The following is a 19,892-nucleotide window of genomic DNA, read 5'->3' on the forward strand; positions in this document are numbered from 1 at the left end:
CCTGGGCGGTGCCCGTCGGTGCGCCCACCGGTGGGCTCGTATGGCCTCACTTCCCCGACCCGCACCGTCAGCCCGTCTGCGTACGTATACGCCGTATCCACGGGGTGGATACCACCGTCGACGCTCTCGACACGCTGCTTGTTCACAGTTCACCCCACGCACGGCCGGCTCGCCGCTCGGACGGCTCTCAGGAGTCCACCAAACGCTTCGCGCGGAGCCTTCACGCCTCAACGCACCCACAGCCGCGCCATGTGAACTCAGTACACGCGCGACTGTAGCAGCGCCGCCGAGGAACTGCCCCCACTTTGCGGAGACTTACATTCCGTCAATTGACTGAGTTCACGATCGATGCCAGGGTTTGCTCTGCCGCGTACAAGGTGGTGACGCCAAGCACCCGCGCGGGCATCCGGGGAGGAAAAAGACGCCATGCGCGCCCAGGAGATCACGTTCCTCAAGCTCGTGCAGGGGGACAAACAGTTTCAAGTCCCGCTCTACCAACGCACGTACAGCTGGGGAAGGGACCAACTGGTGCGCCTCTGGGACGATGTACGTGACCTCGTCGAACAACAGCTGGCCGGCGCGAGTGCCGCACCTCACTTTCTCGGCTCGGTCGTTCTGGCCCCCGGACAGGTACAGGCGGGCGGAGTCCAACGCTGGCTCGTCGTCGACGGCCAACAGCGGCTGACGACCCTGATGCTCGCGTTCACTGCGCTGCGCGACCACCTGAAGGACACCGGCCAGGAGCGGTCCGCGGACCGGGTGCACCGGCAAGTCCTGGTCAACGAGTTCCACGAGGGGTACGACCACTACCGGCTGCTGCCCACCCAGGCGGACAGGGACGCGTACACAGCCTGCGTGGAGGCCTCCCCGCTCGCGGGTGGAGGGGACAACATCGGGGCGGCGTACCGCTTCTTCCGCGGCGTGCTCGCCGAGAGCCGGGAGGACACGGGCGACGGGTGGCCCAGCGCCGTGGAGACCGTCCTGAAGGACCTGCTTTCGATCGTGGAGATCACGGCCGAACAGGGCGACAACGTCTACCGCATCTTCGAGTCGATCAACAACACCGGCGTCGGCCTCAGCCAGAGCGATCTGCTGCGCAACTACGTCTTCATGCTGCTGCCCAAGCGCGGCGAGCGCGTGTACCAAGAGCTGTGGTTGCCGATGCAGCAGCGTCTGGGCCCCAAGAACCTCGAACTCCTGGTATGGCTGGATCTCGTCGTACGCGGCCACCACAAGGCCAAGCAGAGCGAGATCTACAGCGAGCAGCAGAAGCGTCTCAAGCACCTGGCCGGTGACGAGCAAGCGCTGCAGCGGGAAGTCGAGCTGCTGGCCGAGCGTGGCGAGCGGCTGCTGCGCATCCTGGAACCGCACCGCGAGCAGTCCGCCTCGCTTCGGTCCGCCCTGGAGCAGCTGGCGGCGTGGCGCATGCAGATCCACTACCCGCTGGCCCTGCACCTCCTGGACCTCGTCGACTCCGGCCGCACCACTGCGGAGGAAGCGGCGCAGGCACTGCGGTACGTGGAGTCGTACCTGGTGCGCCGCATGATCTGCCAGATCCCCACCAACAACCTGAACCGCATCTTCATGGACGCTCCGCGGGAGCTGGAGCAGGACCGCTCCCCCGCCGAGGCGGTACGCCGCTTCCTCTCCGGCCGCCGGCGGAACTGGCCGACCGACGAGGACCTGCGCGAGGCCATCCGCACCAAGCCCTTCTACTGGGCGGGCCGTCCGAACCAGCGGTTCCATGTGCTGCGCCGACTCGAAGAGAGCTACGGGGGCAGCGAACCGGTCGACTTCGACAAGGCCGAGTTGACCGTGGAACACATCCTGCCGCAGCGGCCGCCGCAGTCGTGGCTCGATCTGCTCGCCGAGGAGACGGAGGACGGCCAGAGCGCTCGGGAGCTGCACGACCTACTGGTCCATACCCTCGGCAACCTGACGCTGACCGGCGAGAACTCGAAGCTGTCCAACCACCCGTTCCGCCGCAAGCAGGAACTGCTCGACTCCAGCGCCTTGCGCATGAACCAGGAGATCGCCGCTGCCGAACGCTGGGGCCGGGCGGAGATCCTGGACCGCGCCGACCGCCTCACCGGCCGGGCGGTCGAGTTGTGGCCGGGCCCCGTCGGTGCCGTCAAGAAGGTGGGCGAAGAGTGGCCCGGCTGGGCGGAGTTGCGGGCTGCTCTGGTCGCCATGCCGAGTGGTACGTGGACCACGTACGGCGATGTCGCCGAGCTCGTCGGCAGCCACCCTGTGCCGGTGGGCAACTACCTCGGCAGCCATCCCGATGTGCTCGGCGCGTACCGGGTCCTCACGTCGGACGGGCGGATCTCCGCCGGGTTCCGGTGGCCGGACGGCCACCAGGGAGGCACGCCGCAGGAGCTGCTGGAGGGCGAAGGCGTTCCCTTCGACGCGTCGGGCCGCGCCCATCCCTCACGGCGGCTCGACGCGGCAGAGCTGGCGACGCTGCTCGGCAAGGAGGTACCCCAGGACTCCCAGCGGGATCCGCTTCCGGACGCCGACAACGCCGAGCTGGCAGAGCGGTTCGAGAGGCAGCTCAGGGAGCACCACCCGGACACCGCCGAGGGCGTGCTTACCACGCTGGACTTCTGGCGTCGTCAGGGCGGTTACCTGGATTACGGCCGCCACAACGAGACCAGCTGCTTCCCGATGCTCGATGCCGGCACCTCGCTGCAGCCGCACCTGCTGTGGCCACTGGCCCTATACCCGGAAACGGGAACCGCCGAGGTCGTCTTCCAGTACCTCAAGGACCGCAGTCCGTTCGACGACACCGAGCAGCGCCGCGAACTTCTGAACCGTCTCAACGAAATCGACGGAATCGTGCTCGCCGAGGCCAAGCTGGAGCTGCGGCCTTCCTTCCCTCTGCAGGTCTTCGCCACTCACAGCGGCGAGATCTGCGCGGTGCTGGAGTGGTTCGTGCACACGGCGGCGCTGGATCTGGCCCGCAGGACATGACGTTCCACGGCGACGGCCCCACACCGCGGTCCCTCCTCAGTGCTGACCTCCACACCGAAAGAGAGCGAATCCATGACGCCGAAGCGGCATCTTCGTCTCACCGCCTTGGCCGTCGCCACGGCGGCCGCCCTCAGCGGCTGCTCCAGTACACCGGAGCCCACAAAGCCTGCGGCCCGCACCGCTTCTGACGCCTCTGTGCCCGACGGCGCAGCCACCCCCGAAGTCCAGGCCGAGTCGAGTACCGTCCCGAGCCCGCAGACCGCCTTCGATGGCGTGCGCCACCTCATCGATCACGAACCCGCCGGCCGAAAGGTCGCCGAGGTGCAGGTGTCCGGATGCAAGCTGCCCGAGTACGGCGGCGACATCTTCGAGTGCCGGTTCACCATAAAGAACCTGCTCGACTATCGCACGACGTTCGACGTCTCGGCGGAGGCAGTGAACGCGTCGGGCGATCGCACGGGCATCACGCATCCGCAAGTACCAGACCTGGCCCCCGGCTCGACGGCGACGGAATCCTTCACCTACTCGCTCGCGGAGGGAGCGTCGGTCAAGGACAAGGTCGTCGTACTGGAGGTCAACGCCTTCGGCCGGGGAACGGTGTGATCACACTCCCCGGACATGAATCACGAACGCTGTGCACAGCGGCTATGGCTTCTCGCTGCCCTGCAGAAGCCCTTCCAGTCGGCTGATGAACAGCGCAATGCGGGTGAGCCTGACGTCGTCGACCGGCACGACGGCGCGCAGGTCGGCGTGCACGCCGCGGAAAAGGTCGTGTGCACGACGATGATCTCCGGCCCGGGCCACCAGAACGGCGATCTCCTCCCTCGTACCGAGCACCGTGAGCTCGGCGGGGCCGAGCGCCCGCGACTGGTCGAGCAGCAGATCCTCCAACGCGCGCAGAGCCTCGGACGTTCGGCCCAGCGCGTCGAGGCAGCGGGCCAGTCCCAGACGACAGGCGAGCAGATCGCGATCGGTCGGCGGTCGTGTGCCCTGCAGGAAGGAGATCAGCGCCGCGAATCCCTCGTGGGCACGAGTCGGCTCCCCGGAGCGGCGTACGTACTCGAAGTACGCGAGCCGGGCGGCGATGTGCACATCGTCTTCTGGCGGCCGCGCGGGGTCCCCGACCAGCGGAGTCACGCGGGCGGCGGCCCCGGCCAGGTCACCGCTTTCCGCCAGTTCCCGCGCCTGGGTCAGGGCCGCGAGAAGGGACGCCACGGGGAACGACGCCGGCGAAGGGCCATGCCGGGGCAGGGCGGGGCGCTGCCCGCCCATCGGTTGTGCGGGCACCGCTGCCCGACTCAAGGAATCCCGGCGCGCCATCCCGCTCGGCGTCGGCTTCGGGCGAGTACCGCCACCCGAAGGGGTGGCTACAGATGCGGCGGTCGAGCGGCCGTCGGCGGCTGCCCCCGGCCCCGGAACGACGGGGGGCTCCTCGGACCACGTCCGGGCCAGGTCCCGCACCTCGGCGGCGGACGCGGGCCGCTCATCCGGGTTCTTGGCCAGTAGCCGCAGTACGAGCTCGGCAAGCGGGGCCGGCACGTGCGCGCGGTGGCTGGTGAGCGGCGGGACGGAGTCGTGCATATGCCGGTACACCAACATCAGGGGGTTGGCGGCGGTCAAGGGCGGAACCCCCGCGAGGAGTTCGTACACGACACAGCCAAGGGCGTACAGGTCGCTGCGCTCGGTCGCCTGGCCCTGCGCCTGTTCTGGGGCCATGAACCCGGGCGTTCCGGGCGTGGCGTGCGTCCCGGTGAGACGCTCCTCGTCCTGGTCCGGGTTCAGCGCGGCCGCGATGCCGAAGTCGAGGACCTTGACCCGCCCTGTCGGGGTGAGCATCAGGTTGGAGAGCTTCAGGTCCCGGTGGATGACTCCCTGCCCGTGCGCATAGGCAAGCGTGTCGGCCGTCTGGGCGAGAACGTCCAGGGCACGCTCCACGGTGAAACGTCCGTCCCGCGCGACAAGGGCGGACAGCGTGTGACCCGGCACCCGTTCCATGAGCAGGTAGAGCCGGCCGTCGTCCAGCGTGCCGAGATCGTGGATGACCGGGACGCCGGGATGCACGAGTCGGGCAGTGAGCCTCGCCTCGCGCAGGAAGCGCTGCTCAAGAGTCCTCAGCGCGCTGCCCTGACCCCTGGGTGCCAGCAGCTTCACGGCCACGGTGCGATCGAGGTCCTCATCGTGCGCAGCCCAGACCTCACCCATGCCGCCGTGGCCGAGCCGCTCCACCAGTTCGTAGCGCCCCAGGATCGCCCGCTGCACAACCCGTCCCCAGCTCACCCACGCCCGCGCGCCCTGCCCGGCCGCGCGGACACCTACCCGTCATCGGCACTGCACCGAGTCCAATGATTCTCTCACTTCGTCCGTGCGGAGGAGGTCACAGCGGGTGGGGCGCCTGTGGGAGGACGAACGGCCGACAGGGATCCTCCGGCGCGAAGGACCTCCCGATGGCGGTCTGGTGGTCGGCGACAGGGAGGAACGGGCCGAGCGACGCGTACACCTCTGCCGCCGAACCGGGGCGGTCGGAGGGGTCCTTGGCGAGCAGGCCGTCGAGCAGCTCCTGGAGCGAGCCGGGCACGCGGACCCCGTGCGCGGAGAGCGGCTGCGGCGTTTCGTTCAGGTGCCTGTGGAGCAGCAGAGAGGGGTACGCGGGCGGGAACGGCGGGACGCCCGCGAGCAGCTGGTACAGCAGGCATCCCACGCTGTAGAGGTCGCTGCGCCCGTCGATCGTGGCGACCCCGGACAGCAGCTCGGGGGAGGCGTAGACGATGTTGCCCAGCTGCTCACCGGTGAGCGTGAGGCGGGTCGCCCCGTCGGCAACGATCTTCACCAGTCCGAAGTCGAGGATCTTCACCATGCCGTCGCGGCGGATCATCACGTTTTCGGGCTTCAGGTCCCGGTGGACGAGCCCGGCGCCGTGGGCTGCGGACAGCCCGGCGCACAGCTGCGCCGCCACGGCGGCGGCGGAGGTCGTGATCATCCGTTCATCGGGCTGCTCACCGAGTACCAGGTCGAGCGTTGCTCCCTCGACCAGCTGCATGGTGAGCCACCAGATGTCACCCGTGACACCTGCGTCGTGGACCGTGGTGAGGTTGGGGTGATCCAGGGAGGCTGCCGCCGTGGCCTCGCGCCGGAAGCGCCGCATCGCATGCGCGCACTCCTTCGTGTCGGTCGGCAGATCGGTCAGGACCGTCTTGACCGCAACCGGCCGCGCCAGTCGCAGATCGTTCGCCTGCCAGACACTGCCCGTCCCGCCACGCCCCAGGAGGCGCTCCAGTCGGTAGCGGTCCCCCAGTACAGCCGACGAAGCGATCACACCCACACCGTCCTTCACACGGATTCCACAACGGCCCCACGAACACCTGCCGGCCTGTGAACAAAGTCAATGACCGTAGTAGCCTGCCATTGATACGGAGTGGCGTGCCCTGGCGCCCCCACGCTGGTTCAGACGGTCGCCGCTCTGACCACCCGCCGACACCCGACCCGGAGCTCTCGATGCCCTCAGCCCAGGCTGTACCGGTCACCCTCGCCGAGATCGCACGGATCGCGGGGGTAGGACGCGCCGCAGTGAGCAACTGGCGGCGCCGCCATGACACGTTCCCCGAACGGATCGGTGGTACGGACGTCAGCCCGCAGTTCTCGCTCGCGGAGGTCGAGGAGTGGCTGCGGGCGAACGACAAACTCAAGGACACCGGAGGCCGCGAGCTGCTCTGGCCACGGTTCGAGGCGCTCGGCAGCCGGGACGAGACAGCGCTGGCCATCGCGGCGGTGGGCCGACGGATGGCCGGTGGCCGGACCCCGGCGAGCTTCGGACTGTCGTCACAGGCCTGTGAACTGGTGAACGAGGCGGCCCGCCTGGGCCGGCGGGAGGGCCCGAAGGAGACTTACGACTTCCTGCTCCAAAGGTGGCTCGACGCCCATGTCCGGCAGGTCAGTACCACCCCTCCGGCACTCGCGGCCCTGATGGCCGAAGTCGCGCTGCTCGTCGGGGTGAATCGTTCCACCGAGCAGCTGACGGTGCTCGATCCGGCGTGCGGGTCGGGGCATCTGCTCCTCGCCGCGGCGCGGGCCCATGGGGCTGACCCCGTGGAACTTCTGGGCTGCGACCGGGATCCCGCCCTGGCTGCTCTATCCTCGGCTCGCCTCACGTACGAGACCCGTGACACGCGCGCGACATCCGAGGTGCGGGTCGGGGACTCCCTGCTGGCGGATCCCTTCTGCGATCTCGTCGCGGACGTCGTGCTGTGCAACCCGCCCTTCAACGAACGTGACTGGGGTTACGAGGAGCTGGCCACCGACCCCCGATGGACCCACGGGCTGCCGCCGCGTACGGAACCCGAACTCGCCTGGGTCCAGCATGCCCTCGCACGTCTGCGGCCGGGGGGCGCGGCGGTATTGCTCCTCCCACCCGCCGTGGCCTCCCGCAAGGCCGGCCGTCGTATTCGGGGGGCGCTCCTGCGGACGGGCCTGCTGCGCGCGGTGATCGCGCTTCCGCCGGGTACCGCCCAGCCACACAGCGTCTCACTCCATCTGTGGGTGTTGCAGGCCGGGCCCGCGTCGGCCGGTAGCGAGGGAGTACTGCTCGTCGACACGGTGGAGCACGTGAGGGGAGCGGGGAGCCGCGAGTCCGGCGCACCCGACTGGCAGGCGCTCGGCAGCCTCGTACGATCCGCCCTCGGAGCCCTGGACGACCCGGGCGTCGCTCTGCCACAGCAGGTGGCCCGCGTGCCGCTGATCGACCTGCTGGACGACGAGGTCGACCTCACACCGGGCCGACACGTGGCCGCGGGGAGTGAAGCCGCCGGGCACGATCTGGCCGTTTCGTGGAGCCGGTTCGCCGGCCTGCTCGCCGACGTCCAGAAGACGGGCAGGGCTCTGTCCGGTTTGGACATGGACGGGCGGGACGGACGACACACGACCACCACCGTGGGTGACCTCGCCCGAGCCGGAGCGCTGGTGCTTCGCGGCGGCCAGCAGCCCACGGACGGAGCGGTACGGAAAGGGACGCCGACGGTGGGAGACGTACCGCTGCTGACCGTGCCGGACCTGCTGATGGGCGGTGAGCCGGGCGGGTGGCTGCCGGCGGACGAGGCGGCGGCGGTCGCCGAGCCAGGGGATGTGGTGGTGGCTGGTGTGGCGCGTGCGTTCAACGCCTGGGTGCACCAAGGGCCGCCCACCGCTCTCGGCCCCCAGCTGTACGCATTGCGTGTCGCCCCGGACAGACTCGACGCCCATTTCCTCGCGGGCTGCCTGCGCGCTCCGTCGAACGGCCGGCAGGCGGGTACGCATGCGTCCAGCTCTTCGCGGGTGGACGTGCGCAAACTACAGGTGCTGCAACTGCCGCTGGAGGAACAACGGAACTACAGCCAGGCTTTCAGGACGGTCAAGGAATTCGAATCCCTCGTGTCAGGACTGGCAGGACTCGGCGCGGGCCTGGTCCGGGACCTCAGCGACCGGCTGGTCGCGGGGCGCCTCTCGTGACCATGTGGGCGTAACCGGGTGACGGTGACCGGGGCGAGTGACGGCTATCCGTTCGCGTTCCGCGCGCTCCTCTCGGCCACGTCCACCGCCACCTCCCGGCACACCTGCTCCACCCAGGACGCCTGAGCAATGGGGAGCCCGGCGGCAAGCGTCCTGGCCTCGTCGATCGCCATGAGAGCGGCGGGGATCTCGCCGAACGCAAGACGGCATTCGACTGCCCGCAGCCGCAGCACGGCGCGCTCGGCCCGGTTGTGCGGGGTGTCGCCGTGGACCAGCTTGCCGGCCAATTCGTCGTAGAGGGGCGCCGCCCCGCCGCAGTCGCCGGCGATGCGTAGCCCTTCGGCCGCGAGCAACCACACCTCGCGGACCAACGGCCGACGAGATCCCCACTCCTCGCGCACCCGCGGGGCGAGCTCTGCGAGACGGCTGACCGCCTCGTCCGGGGAACCGTCGTACAGCTCGTCCCGAGCTCTTTGACACAGCCGTTCCACCTCTTTGGGGTCGAGCCACTCGTCGTCATCCTCGAGGTTCCCGTGTCCGGCCACGGGCTGCCCGGCGGGCGGTGCATCGACGGGAACGCGGTAAGGCAGCGTGGGATCCGGGTGCAGGCGCGGGCGCGGTGGGGGATCTGCGGGGCGCGGCACCATGGGCGAGAGGACGGAACGCACTTCGTCGATGGTGGGACGACCCTCGGGGGCCTTGGCGAGCATGCGCAGGACGAGTTCGTCCAGCTCTGGGGGAATGGCGGCGGCGTGCAGGCCGGGCGGCGGCGGCTCGTCGTGCAGATGGTGGTGGTTGAGGAGCTGGGTGCTGTCCGCGTCGAACGGCGCGCGTCCGGTGAACAGCTTGTAGTAGACGCAACCCAAGGCGTACACGTCGGTGCGGGCCGTCGGCTCCTTCTCCAGGATCTGCTCCGGGGCCTGGTAGCCACGACTTCCGAGGGTGGAGCCGTGGCGGGTGTATTGGGTCACGTTGGCGCCCAGGGGCTTGGCGATGCCGAAGTCGATGAGAACGGCGACCCCCTCCTCCGACAGCATGATGTTGTGCGGCTTCAGGTCCCGGTGTACCACCGGCCGCTTGTGTGCGCACGCGAGTGCGTCGGCGACCTGGGCGGCGACGGCAATCGCCGCCGGAAGGATCAGCGGGGCGTGATCCTTGAGAAAGGTGTCCAGGGTGACGCCGTCGACCAACCGCATCGCCAGGTAGGGCAGGCCGCGGTGGGATCCCCGACTGTACAGTTCGGGGATGCCGGGGTGCGACAGCCCGGCCAGCAGTGCGCCTTCCCGCCGGAACCTGGCCCGCAGCGTGTCGATCTCGGCGAGCCGTTCCCGGGTGTCGAGTTGCTGGAGGTTCTCGGTGTCCGGCCGGAGGAACTTCACGGCCACGGCGCGTCCGGTGGTGGAGTCGGTCGCGCGCCATACCTCGGCCATACCACCTTTGCCGATGGGTCTGTCCAGTTCGTAGCGTCCGTCGAGCACCTCACCCGTCCGGACCTGCTCCCACCCGCCGTCCAACGAGGTTCCTCCCGCACACCAAAGCTGTGACTGACTAGGCGTCAGCATAGCGGGCGTGAAAGCGACGAGGGAGTTTTTGTCAGTGCACTTAGTTCACAGCCGACCTATGGCATGCTGGTGCCCTACCGACCGCTGCGTGGCGCAGGGCCCGGCTCTGCTCACCACGCCTGTCATAGGGAGCGGCCATGTCCCCTCCACCTGGCACCACGGGGCACTCCTGGCTGATCAGGGTCAGCACCACCAAGGCCCGCACCGACCCCACCGCGTGCCCCACTCACCTCCGAGCGGCGATCCGCCCGCTCCTCCTGGCCCATCCGGAAGTGCCGTACCGGCGCCCGCCTCGCCAGGAATTCGGAATGGGACCGCTGTTCGCAGCCCTCGATCACATCGAGCACCGCGGCTGGCCCCTGGAACGGGTGGTCGCCGAACTCCACCGTACGCAAGGCGTGTTCGGAGGATGGGACGCTCCCGCGCATCCCTCGCTCCTGGCATGGACAGCAGAGGTGCTGGGACGCTTCATGGCGGCGCGCCAGGCGGAGCAGTTGGCGTCCCACGAGGCCGGCATCCCCGCAACCGAGCCGGTACGCCACGAGTGGATCTTTCGTACGCGCAAGCGTCCTATGCCGGATGCCCGAGAAGCGCAGCAGTACGAACACACCGTCTGGGGGCGACGGTACGCCTCCCCGGACGGTGCGGTGCGCGACCTTTGGTTACCGTCCTTCGGCCGAGCCAAGCACGACAGGTCGGAGGCCGAAAAGGCGGCCATCGCCCACGTGTTGGCGCTGGGTGAGCCCGGGCCCCGGCCGCGCAGGGGGGTCGCCCCGCCGGAAAGCGAGAGCCGGATCCCACGGCCCCCCGACCGGGTACGCGCGTTCGGGTTCGGGAGCGCCGACGGCAGTACGCGACTGATCCTCGACTGGGACCAGCACGAGGTCCGGCAGCGGTTCGCCGAGCACGCGGCCCCGGTATTCCATGAAGCGGCGACCGGTACGGCGATCCGGCCGGGCTCCAGCTGCGTGGAGTGCAAGGCGATCAGCGCATGCGACTCCCTACGCCGGGCACCGGGCCTGTGGCAGGGCACACCGACCGTACCGGCTCGCCAGCGGCGCTCATTGTCCGCATGGGACCTGCGGTTGCACGCCGAGTGCCCGGCTCAATACCACCTCGTCCGGCATCTGAACCTCAACTCCCTGCAGGAGGAGAACGAGGGCGCCGTGCGTGGCAGGGCGGTGGACGCCTGGCTGAACGAGTACCACCGCACCCGGCCGCGTACCCCTCGTGGTTGCCGCGACCTCCCGGTGCCGGCCGGCTCGGGGGCCTGGTCGGCTGGTGGGCACCGGCTCGAGGGTCCGCTCGCCTTGCAGGGCGCGGCCATGCTGCGCGAGCACCGGTCGCTGTGCCCGCTCGACCGCCTGGGTGCACAGGAGCAGGTACGCGTACAGCCCCGCGTCACCGCGTACGTCCCGGAGCTGGACGTCGTGGTGATCGCCGACCCCGACCTGCTGTACACCCGCTCCGGCAGCTGGATCTGGCGCGAGACCAAGACGTCGTCGAGTCCTCTGTGGGACAGGACGGCGCTGATGAAGCAGTACCCGCAGCTCGCTCTGGGCGTACTGCTGCTCGCTTCCGGAGCGGTGCCGGGCTCGGACCCGCAGCGCTCACGGGTGGAGCTCGAACTCCTCAATGAGGGGGACAGCTGGCTGGAGTCCCTCGACGTAGGCCTGCCCGACGTCGTGGAGGAGGCACGCACGGTCATAGCGGGACTCGCCCAGCCCCTGCTCGACGACGTCTCCTACGCCCCGCGCACCGGCCGCCACTGCCACTCCTGCCGGGCCCGGCCGTGGTGCGCGCCCGGCGATGCGCACGTCACCGAGGCCTCGTCGGCAGCCGAGGAAACGGGGCCCCATGACTGACGCGATTCCGGGCGGACCGCTCGCTCACCCCGATGTGCGACTGCTGCGTGACGTCGCCACCGCCGTCGTACAGCTGGAGGACGTCACGCACCTCGATTCCTTCACGCTGCCGTACCCGGCCCAAGCCCAGCGGGCCTTGGACGCGGTGGTGTTGGCCTGTCTGCGCAGCGGGGCCCGGCCCCCGGCAGGGGTGCCGGAGCTACTGCGCTGGTGCAGGTCGCGGCCCGTGGGGAGCTGGCCACTGGAAGGGCTGGCCGAAGCGCTGCCCGATAGCGGTGACCGGCTCATCGACGAAACGTCCGGGCGACCCACGCAGTTGTGCCATGAGCTTGCGGTGAAAGGGCGTGGTGACAGCGCGGGGCGGCAGTACGACCGCCTGGTGATCGCGGAGGCCATGCGAGCCTGCCGGGACGCGGCCTCTCCCGAGGCGTACACCGCCTTCCGGCGGCTGCTCGTCAACCAGCCGGTGCTCACCGAGACGGACTGGTTCGAGCTCGGGACCGATCTTTATCTCGATCCGGTCCGAGAGCTGCTCGGCATCATCTACTCGCCCGTGCCTCACGCCTACCTGCGGCAGGGGGCGTACACACCGTGCCGACGCTGTCTCACCTTGCTCGTGCCGCTTGAGGGCGGCGGATGGTGGTGCGAGCGCGACCAGTGCCGTGCTCTCGGCACACCGCCGCCGGGCTCGGAGCTAAGGGTGGAGCAGTGCGGCGAGGTCCGGCAGCTCAAGCGGCCACTGCGGCAGTTCGTGACCGGACCGGGCCGTGCCGAGGCCTCGTTGGAGCGTGCGCTGCGTGGCCGAGGGCTCACGGTGGAGATGTGGCCGGGCTATGACGCGTACGACCTCCGCGTGGTCTTTCCAGACCGCCATGTGTGGGCGATCGACGTCAAGGACTGGGCCCATCCGGGCCTGTTGGGCCGAGCGGCGGAAGCGGTGACCCGCGACCCGCACTACGACGAGGCGTGCTGGGTCGTACCGCGGTTCCGCGTCGACGCCCGCCGCGACTACCTCGACGTGTACGAGCGAGAGCGCGGTGAACGCGCCGGAGGTCTGCGTCTGCTGACCGACGAACAGCTGATCGCGGCGGCGGACGCCCGGCTGAGTGGTGATCGGGGACCTGCCTCGCGCATCGCACCCATGGCCGCCGGACACACCGGGAAGGGAACGGACGAGTATGCGTGACCGCAGCAGCTGGTACGACCCCCTGGTCAGGGATCTGCGGCCCTGGCCCGCCGAGCACGCGGACGTGAAACCGGCCCTCCTGTGCCAGGTCGAACTGGGCCTGAGGCTCATGGAGACCCTCGACGACGGACGCCCGGCGGATGGCGTGTGGACGCTGCTGGGTGGCTATCCGTTCGCGCAGGCCGCGGGTATCGCGCCAGGGCCCGCCGAACGCCTGGCGCTGACGGCGGCCCGTCATCTGCTCTGGCCGATGCGGCGGCGTCGCATGTGGCAGCAGAGCCTGGACGCCTATCTGGACCTGCCGGAGCGACTGCGCGGCTACCGGGTCTCTCCGGGGGGTGGGCCGGCGCGGCGGGTCTCTCCCCCCGTCGCAGCGCACCGCTTCAGGGTCTACGACGCGGCGCTTGGCGCGCTGCCTCCCTTCGCCTCCAACCCCCTGCCGTGGGCGGAAGCCGGCGCGTACCGCTTCATGGACCGACGCAGGCGTACGTCCGTGACGGTGACCGAGGAGCTGCTGCTGGAACGTGTGGAGGGACACGACATCGCGGCGGGGCGCCCCGGACCCGGCGGGCCCTGCGCCATCCCCTTGTCCGAGCTGGCTGACGCCGCACGGTGGATGGACTCTCAGGAGAGCCACCGCCGACTGCCGAAAGGGGACTGGGAGCGTCGCCTGGCGGAGCTGAGGCTCGACTCACGTACCGCGGACGGCGGTTCCTTCACGCCTGCCGGCGAACTGGTCTTGGACCAGCTGACGCATCTGGTCGGCATGGTCGGCGCGGGCAAGTCGACCCTGATGACGCTGATCGCCGTCTGGGCTCACCAGCGGGGCTTGCGCATCACGCTGGTGGTGGGTGATGTGGCCGAGCAGCTGCACCTCACGGAACTGTTCCGTTCCCTCGGCCTCGCCGCCGCCCTGGTGCAGGGCCACACCACCCGCGAGCAGCACGCCCAGCGGCTCCACCGACGCCTTGCCGCCCGCGGCCAGCGCTCGCTGCTGGACCACACGGGCCGCGTGTTCGAGCACCTGAGTACGGCGTGCCCGCTCGACGCGCAGCGCGGGCTGGACGCGACCACACCGCTCCGGTACGCGGACGCGCCGTGCGGCGGGTTGCATCCCGCTCGCCGGCCGGCCACCGGCACCTCCGCACCGGGTGACGACCAGCCGGCCGGCCTGGAGTTGCTGCGACTCGTGGCAGCCGAATCCACCCCCGGTGTACACCAGGCGGAGGGTGAGGAAGCTGACGAGGAGGTCCTACGCCATCCGCACGCCTGCCCTCTGTGGAGCGCCTGCCCACGGCATCGGCCGTCGCGCGACCTGGTCAACGCGCTGATCTGGGTGGCGAACCCGGCGAGCCTCGTGCAGAGTCCCGTGCCACGCCAGCTCAACGAGGAACGGCTGCGCTACCTGGAGCTCGCCTGTCTGCGCAGCGACATCATCGTCGTCGACGAGGCGGATCGGGTGCAGATGCAGCTGGACCGGATGTTCGCGCCCTCCGCGACCCTCGTCACCCGGGGGCCCGAGTCATGGCTCGACCGGTTGCAGACCCACGAGATCGCGGAGCTGGCGCGACAGGGCAGGTTGCCGCTGTCCGACCGCGACGTGGGACGCTGGTCCGCCGCGCTGGACGTGGTCGGATCCGCCACCGACCGGCTGTACGCCATGCTCATCGGCGACAAGGACCTGCGGGACTGGGCCCAGATCGACTACTTCAGCGCCTGGACCCTCCAGGAGCGGCTGATCAACGAGTGGTACCCCGTACCCACCGTGCCCGACGACGAGGAGGCCATCGAGGACGAGGGTGCGCTGTACGACGACGAGGAGGACCTCGGCGCAGAGGCGGACCACCGCGCTCCAGCCCAGCCCCACGACCCGTACGCCGCACGGCGTGAGGACGTCACCCGCGTGCTCGACGCGTTCCGTGACGACCCACTCGGTGACCGGGGCCCCTACCGGACGGCCACCGACTCGCTGACCCGTCTCGCACACGACCTGCTGCACACCCTGAACGAGAAGAACACCCGCGCCCGGGTCCGCGAACTTCTGAACACGCTGCTCGACGGCGCACCGGGCGCCACGGAGCGCCGCACGCCGCGACGTACCCGTGCCGGTGACACCGATCCTGCGGACGTCCCCCTGAGTGAAGCCTGGCTGGAGCGGTCCGCGCGAAGGCTGGAGTTCACGCTCGTCGTCGCCGCGCTGCACCAGCGGCTCGACCGTGTGACGTTCCTGTGGCCACAGGTGGAAGCCGCGCTCCACCTGGACACCGGAGGAAACGACCTCACCCGCCGTCCTCCCCTGGACTACGCGCCGCTCGTGCCGGAAGCTCCGATGGGCAACGTCCTCGGCTTCCAGTACCTGCCGGACGACCGTGAACGGGCCCGGGACGCGGACGGGCGGTTCACCGGCACCCTGCGGTTCTTCCGCTGTGCCGGTGTGGGCCGGGAACTCCTGCTCACCCTCCCGCAGCTGGGAGCCGTGCCCGAGCAGGGTGTGCCGGGCCCCAACGTGCTGCTGATGTCCGGCACCAGTTGGGCCGGAACGTCGACCCGGGCCCATGTGCTCGCGCCCGTCCGTGCCGTACTGAAGCCCCACGAGCGTGCGGTGCACGCAGTCCGACAGACCGAGCTCCGCCTCATGTTCCAGTACGACGACTCCGGCCGGCCCATCCGGCTCTCCGGGCAGGACCCCGACGACCGCGAGGCCGTGCTGCGGCTGATGGTCTCCCGGCTTGCCCGCCCGGGCCGGGGGGAGGACACTGCGCCGCTTCAGCAGGAGCTGGGCCGGATCGCCGACAGCCGCAGAAGGCGCGCACTTCTGCTCGTCGGCAGCTATCGGGAAGCGGCCATCGCCGCCGACGCATTGGACGAGATCCCACGCTGGCACGGCAGGGTACGCGTACTCGTCGCGGACGACGCCGAGCTCGACACCGCGGTGGACGGGGACGTCCCGTCCACCGGAGCGGCCCCCGGCTCTGCGAGTGCGGTGCGGCGGGGCGACCTCGCCTCCTTCGCCGACGACCTGGACGCGGAACTGTTGGTGGCGCCGCTGCTGGCGATCGAGCGCGGGCACAACATCCTGACCGTACCCGGGCGGCCCGGGGAGGAACGGGTGGCCGCCTTCGGCACGGTGCTCTTCCTCGCACGTCCGCACCCGCGGCCGGACGACCTGTCCCTTGCGGTCCTGGCGGTCAACGACTGGGCCTCCCGGTTCGTGCGGGACCTGCCCGGCGGCGGAGCACAGGGCATCTTCAGCGAGCTCGTGGGCAAGGCCGACGGCCTCGACGCTGCCGGACGTGAGTTCCGCTCCGCCGCACGCCGGGTCTGGCGGCATCTGCTGTCGCGCCCGTACATCTACTCCGTGCTGTCGGACGACGAGAAGACGTCGTTCGCCTGGGACCAATTGGTCACCATTTGGCAGGTGATCGGTCGGCTGGTGCGCGGCGGTGTGCCGGCCCGCGTGGTCTTCGTCGACGCGGCGTTCGCCCCCGCGGCCGCGGCGGCACTGGCTCCCCTGCCCATCCCCGGCACACCGCCTCGGTGGCTGCGCGACCGAGGGCTGCTCGTACGGCTGCGTGAGGTCCTCGCCCCCTACTTCGACGACCAGCCGGCCGACGGCCGGTGCGCCGATCCTGCCGACCCCGCTCTCGTACGGACCCTCTATCAGCCGCTGTACGAGGCCCTGTGCCATCTCGAACACCTCTGAACGACAGGAGAACAGGATGTACGGTTCCATCCGTCGCGCGGCGTACGCGCTTGACGCGGATGCCGCCCCGTGGAGCGCGGACTACCGTGCGCTGCCCTTCCCGGAACACTGGCGCGAGGGGCTGCTCGACCTGTGCAACGTCGGCCGTGCCGAGGACAAGCGGCTGCGTACCGTGCCCACCCGGCGACTCGACGGCGTGCTGCAAACCCTCGCCCCCGACCTGGTCGTCAGGCCCCGGTCGCGCCCGCCGGTCGGCGAGGGGGCCCCGCCTCCGGAGGACTTCTGGTTGTACGTACCGTCCGATGCTCCCGACCCCTTGCCGGGCCCCACCATGGGCCGGCTACTCGACGCCTGGCTGCGTACCCTGGGCTCGGAGAAGGCCCGCTCCACGCCCGCCCACCGCGATCTGCTGCTGCGCACGAGCGCCGCACTCAAGACGGACCTTCCGCGCTGGCAGAGCGTCGATGGCGTAGACCTGCTCGGAGCACAGGCGGGCGACGGCGGCACCGCCTCTCCGGAGTCCCGGCAGTTCCAGTTGGCCACCGACGCCCTGGCGCGGCGGATCCTCGACCTGGACCCCTACGTGTTCGAGGGCGGCACGCTGCGCTTTCGCGCCGTGCCCCGCGGGCCGAAGGAACAGGGCGCCGAGCTGCTGTCGCAGCCGCTGTGCCGCACGATCAAGCGCAAGGAGTGGTGGTTCTCCGTTGTTCTCACCATCTCGCTGCACACCGTCCCGTTCGATCCGCGGCCTCGCCTCCATCTGCACTGGGGGGTGCGCCGGTGGGCCACTCACCCGCGTGCGCGAACGGGCCGGCTGAACCTCCCTTACCGGCAGGCCACCTCGGTGTATCTGCGGCCCCGAATCCCATGGCTTCCCGGTGCGCCCGCCAGTGACCGCTATGCGGTCGCCCGGCTGGTACGCAACGGCAACCAGGGTGAGGACACCTTCGGCTGGCTGCACACCGACCCGGCGGGGATCCTGCACCAGCTCAGCCTCAGCGGCCGCTTTCCCGCCCCGGAGATGCTGTTGAGCGACCCCGCGGCATGGATCGGCGACGGTCCGGGCGTGTGGGCCGCCGTCGCGCACCACACACGCATGGGCAGCCATGAGGTCGGGACGGGTTTCATGCCGCACCAGCGTTCACAGCTCACCGAATGGGCCGAGCAGGCTCTGCCCGAGGGCGTCGTCCGAGTGCCCGACCTGGTCCGTGTCGGGCGTGGCGTAGGAGCACCGGCGAACCGGCGGCCCAAGCCGCAGGGGAACGAAGCCAAGGCGGCCGAGGCCAGGCGGTCGGCCGAGGTTCGGCGATCCGCGGTGGCACGGGCTGTCGCGATTCTCACCGGCGGCGTGCCGGAGGATGGCGTGCGCCCGGTGGTCGAGGCACGGCTGCTGTGGCAGACCGCCGAATTGCGCGATGCGGCCGTCGATGCCTTCGTCGAGGTCCTCGGCCTCGACGACCACAGCACCACGACGGTGACCCCCAGGCCTTCCGACCGGGCCTTCGAGGAAGCCCGGCCTGGCGTCCCCGTCGTTCTGGAGTGGCACACGGAGCAGGCTGTGCTGAGGTTGCGCTGCCTGCCACTGGTCGAGGGGCTCGGGGAACGGCTCGTGCTCGACACCACGCTCAAGGGCCAGGGAGCGCGTATCGCGCAGGCCGTGCAGGAACGCCGCCGTGACCTGCGGACCTGGCTGAAGGCGGATGGAGCGGACACGGCTCTGCCGTCACTGGCCCTGGTGGAGATTCCGCATCGGAGCACCTTCCGGCCGAGCGGTACAGACCCGAAATTCGCTCTGCGGCTGGGCTGTGCGGATGCCGGGGTACTCACGCAGTTCACGGTGACGCCCTCCGCCGAACGCGGCATCGAGAACGACGGCAACCTGGAGCACCGGACAGCGAACGCATGGCTGGACGGCCTGCGGCAGCTCGGTGTGCGCGTCCTGCCGGAACACACGCTCGCCGGCGAGCTGCCCGAGGGGCTCCAATACGCCGCGCTCTGGATGGTCAAGCGCCGCAAGGACGGCCCGACCAGACTGCCCAAGCACCTGCCGGTCGCCGTGCTGGTGACCCCGCTTCCCGGAACGAGCGGATCGGCGTCGATCCAGGGCTGGGACGACGAACTGCGCGACTGGGTACCGTACCCGACCTTCCTGCTGCGTCTCGTACGGCAAGCGGAGATCGGTCCCGACGCGTACAGCGAGCCGATGCCCCTCATCCCCGCTCAGCAAACAGCAAGCCCGCCTCCGGAAATCACCTTCGTCACGTCGAAGGCATGGCGTTCGAACCTCGCCCAGCAGCGCAAGGAGACCTCCGGCTTCGTTCAGCGGGTGCTCCACTCCCTGCACTCCACACCCACCGTGCTCATCACTCATGCGCAGAACAGCCGGCTGCACTGGCCCTGGTTGCAGGACGGCCAGGCGGTACGTGACATGCTCCGCACGGGCCACGCCCCCGCCTCGCGACTCGACACGGATCTCCGGCTGGTGCGGGTGCGCGGAAGCGGCGGCCGTGAGACCGCACAGTGGTGGGGTGTCGCTGCGCCTGGTGAAGCCAATGGACAACCGGCGGGCTTCTGGGCCCATGAGGTCGCGGATGGTGGGCCGCGTCCGGCTGAAGACCGCGTCTTCTACAGCACCACGAGTCGACCGCGGACCCAGCCGGTCTCCCCTTCGCTGGACCGGCTCGCCGCACGGGTCAACGCAGCGGGCAAGCTCACCTCGCAAGCCGGTACGCCGGCCTCCAACCCGGCACTTGTGGAGATCACTGTCCTGGGGTGTCACCCGGACGGCGACGCGGCAGGGCGGCGCGACCGTCCCGAGGCGATCGGGCTCGCGGTCCATCAGTTGCGGCAGGCCCCCGACTACGCGGACGCACTGTCCTTGCCGCTTCCGCTGCATCTGGCGGGTCAGGCTCAGGAGTACGTCCTCCCGATGATGGCCGAGGAGGACGACGGCACCGGAGAGGGGGCGCCGTCGCCCGACGAGATGCGGGCCGGCTCCGACCCGGACCGGGTCGAGGCCCCCTCCCTCCTCCCCGAGCCCGACCACTCGGAAGCCGGCGAGATGCAGCAACTCTCGTTCTTCTGACGATTTCACCGACGACAGATCGACGGATCCCGTCTCACCG

Annotated in this window: 10 protein-coding genes; 7 read left to right on the forward strand and 3 right to left on the reverse strand. The window is 70.1% G+C overall.

The window, feature by feature from the left end:
* Nucleotides 1-426 precede the first annotated feature (426 nt).
* A complete protein-coding gene (locus ACZ42X_RS03395) occupies nucleotides 427-2,973 on the forward strand; it encodes a GmrSD restriction endonuclease domain-containing protein (protein WP_468283760.1) in 2,547 nt (848 codons plus the stop codon).
* Between the two features lie 72 nt (nucleotides 2,974-3,045).
* A complete protein-coding gene (locus ACZ42X_RS03400; protein WP_468283762.1) occupies nucleotides 3,046-3,576 on the forward strand; it encodes a hypothetical protein in 531 nt (176 codons plus the stop codon).
* Between the two features lie 42 nt (nucleotides 3,577-3,618).
* Here the strand turns inward: ACZ42X_RS03400 and ACZ42X_RS03405 are convergent, their stop codons facing one another.
* Complete coding sequence (locus ACZ42X_RS03405) at nucleotides 3,619-5,232, reverse strand: serine/threonine-protein kinase (RefSeq protein WP_468283764.1); 1,614 nt, start codon at nucleotides 5,230-5,232, stop codon at nucleotides 3,619-3,621.
* 115 nt (nucleotides 5,233-5,347) lie between these two features.
* Entirely contained in the window at nucleotides 5,348-6,286 is a 939-nt protein-coding gene (locus ACZ42X_RS03410) for a serine/threonine-protein kinase (protein WP_468283766.1), read from the reverse strand.
* 179 nt (nucleotides 6,287-6,465) lie between these two features.
* Here ACZ42X_RS03410 and ACZ42X_RS03415 point away from each other — a divergent pair, with 179 nt between their 5' ends.
* Nucleotides 6,466-8,451 (forward strand): N-6 DNA methylase, encoded by a 1,986-nt coding sequence (locus tag ACZ42X_RS03415; RefSeq protein WP_468283768.1) that lies wholly within the window; start codon nucleotides 6,466-6,468, stop codon nucleotides 8,449-8,451.
* Nucleotides 8,452-8,495: 44 nt separating this feature from the next.
* On the opposite strand, the gene ACZ42X_RS03420 is transcribed toward ACZ42X_RS03415, so the two are convergent.
* Nucleotides 8,496-10,013 carry a serine/threonine-protein kinase gene (locus ACZ42X_RS03420; protein ID WP_468283770.1) on the reverse strand — a complete coding sequence of 506 codons (1,518 nt, stop codon included), beginning with the start codon at nucleotides 10,011-10,013 and terminating at the stop codon, nucleotides 8,496-8,498.
* Between the two features lie 308 nt (nucleotides 10,014-10,321).
* Here ACZ42X_RS03420 and ACZ42X_RS03425 point away from each other — a divergent pair, with 308 nt between their 5' ends.
* From ACZ42X_RS03425 to ACZ42X_RS03440, 4 genes are read left to right on the forward strand one after another with little or no spacing between them, the layout of a single operon-like run.
* A complete protein-coding gene (locus tag ACZ42X_RS03425; protein ID WP_468283772.1) occupies nucleotides 10,322-11,878 on the forward strand; it encodes a PD-(D/E)XK nuclease family protein in 1,557 nt (518 codons plus the stop codon).
* On the forward strand, nucleotides 11,871-13,064 hold the full coding sequence (locus ACZ42X_RS03430) for a pPIWI_RE_Y domain-containing protein (protein ID WP_468283774.1): 1,194 nt from the start codon (nucleotides 11,871-11,873) through the stop codon (nucleotides 13,062-13,064). Before ACZ42X_RS03425 ends, ACZ42X_RS03430 begins: the two co-directional genes overlap by 8 nt.
* A complete protein-coding gene (locus ACZ42X_RS03435) occupies nucleotides 13,057-16,767 on the forward strand; it encodes a pPIWI_RE_Z domain-containing protein (protein WP_468283776.1) in 3,711 nt (1,236 codons plus the stop codon). The genes ACZ42X_RS03430 and ACZ42X_RS03435 overlap by 8 nt, the downstream gene beginning before the upstream one ends.
* A 16-nt stretch (nucleotides 16,768-16,783) precedes the next feature.
* Nucleotides 16,784-19,852 carry a pPIWI_RE module domain-containing protein gene (locus ACZ42X_RS03440; RefSeq protein WP_468283778.1) on the forward strand — a complete coding sequence of 1,023 codons (3,069 nt, stop codon included), beginning with the start codon at nucleotides 16,784-16,786 and terminating at the stop codon, nucleotides 19,850-19,852.
* Nucleotides 19,853-19,892 lie beyond the last annotated feature (40 nt).

It is taken from the genome of Streptomyces sp. NPDC030862 (assembly GCF_055571835.1).

Coding starts and splice junctions, on each gene's coding strand:
- ACZ42X_RS03395 (WP_468283760.1), top strand. CDS start 427: ATGCGCGCCCAGGAGATCACGTTCCTCAAGCTCGTGCAGGGGGACAAA.
- ACZ42X_RS03400 (WP_468283762.1), top strand. CDS start 3,046: ATGACGCCGAAGCGGCATCTTCGTCTCACCGCCTTGGCCGTCGCCACG.
- ACZ42X_RS03415 (WP_468283768.1), top strand. CDS start 6,466: ATGCCCTCAGCCCAGGCTGTACCGGTCACCCTCGCCGAGATCGCACGG.
- ACZ42X_RS03420 (WP_468283770.1), bottom strand. CDS start 10,013: ATGCTGACGCCTAGTCAGTCACAGCTTTGGTGTGCGGGAGGAACCTCG.
- ACZ42X_RS03425 (WP_468283772.1), top strand. CDS start 10,322: ATGGGACCGCTGTTCGCAGCCCTCGATCACATCGAGCACCGCGGCTGG.
- ACZ42X_RS03430 (WP_468283774.1), top strand. CDS start 11,871: ATGACTGACGCGATTCCGGGCGGACCGCTCGCTCACCCCGATGTGCGA.
- ACZ42X_RS03435 (WP_468283776.1), top strand. CDS start 13,057: ATGCGTGACCGCAGCAGCTGGTACGACCCCCTGGTCAGGGATCTGCGG.
- ACZ42X_RS03440 (WP_468283778.1), top strand. CDS start 16,784: ATGTACGGTTCCATCCGTCGCGCGGCGTACGCGCTTGACGCGGATGCC.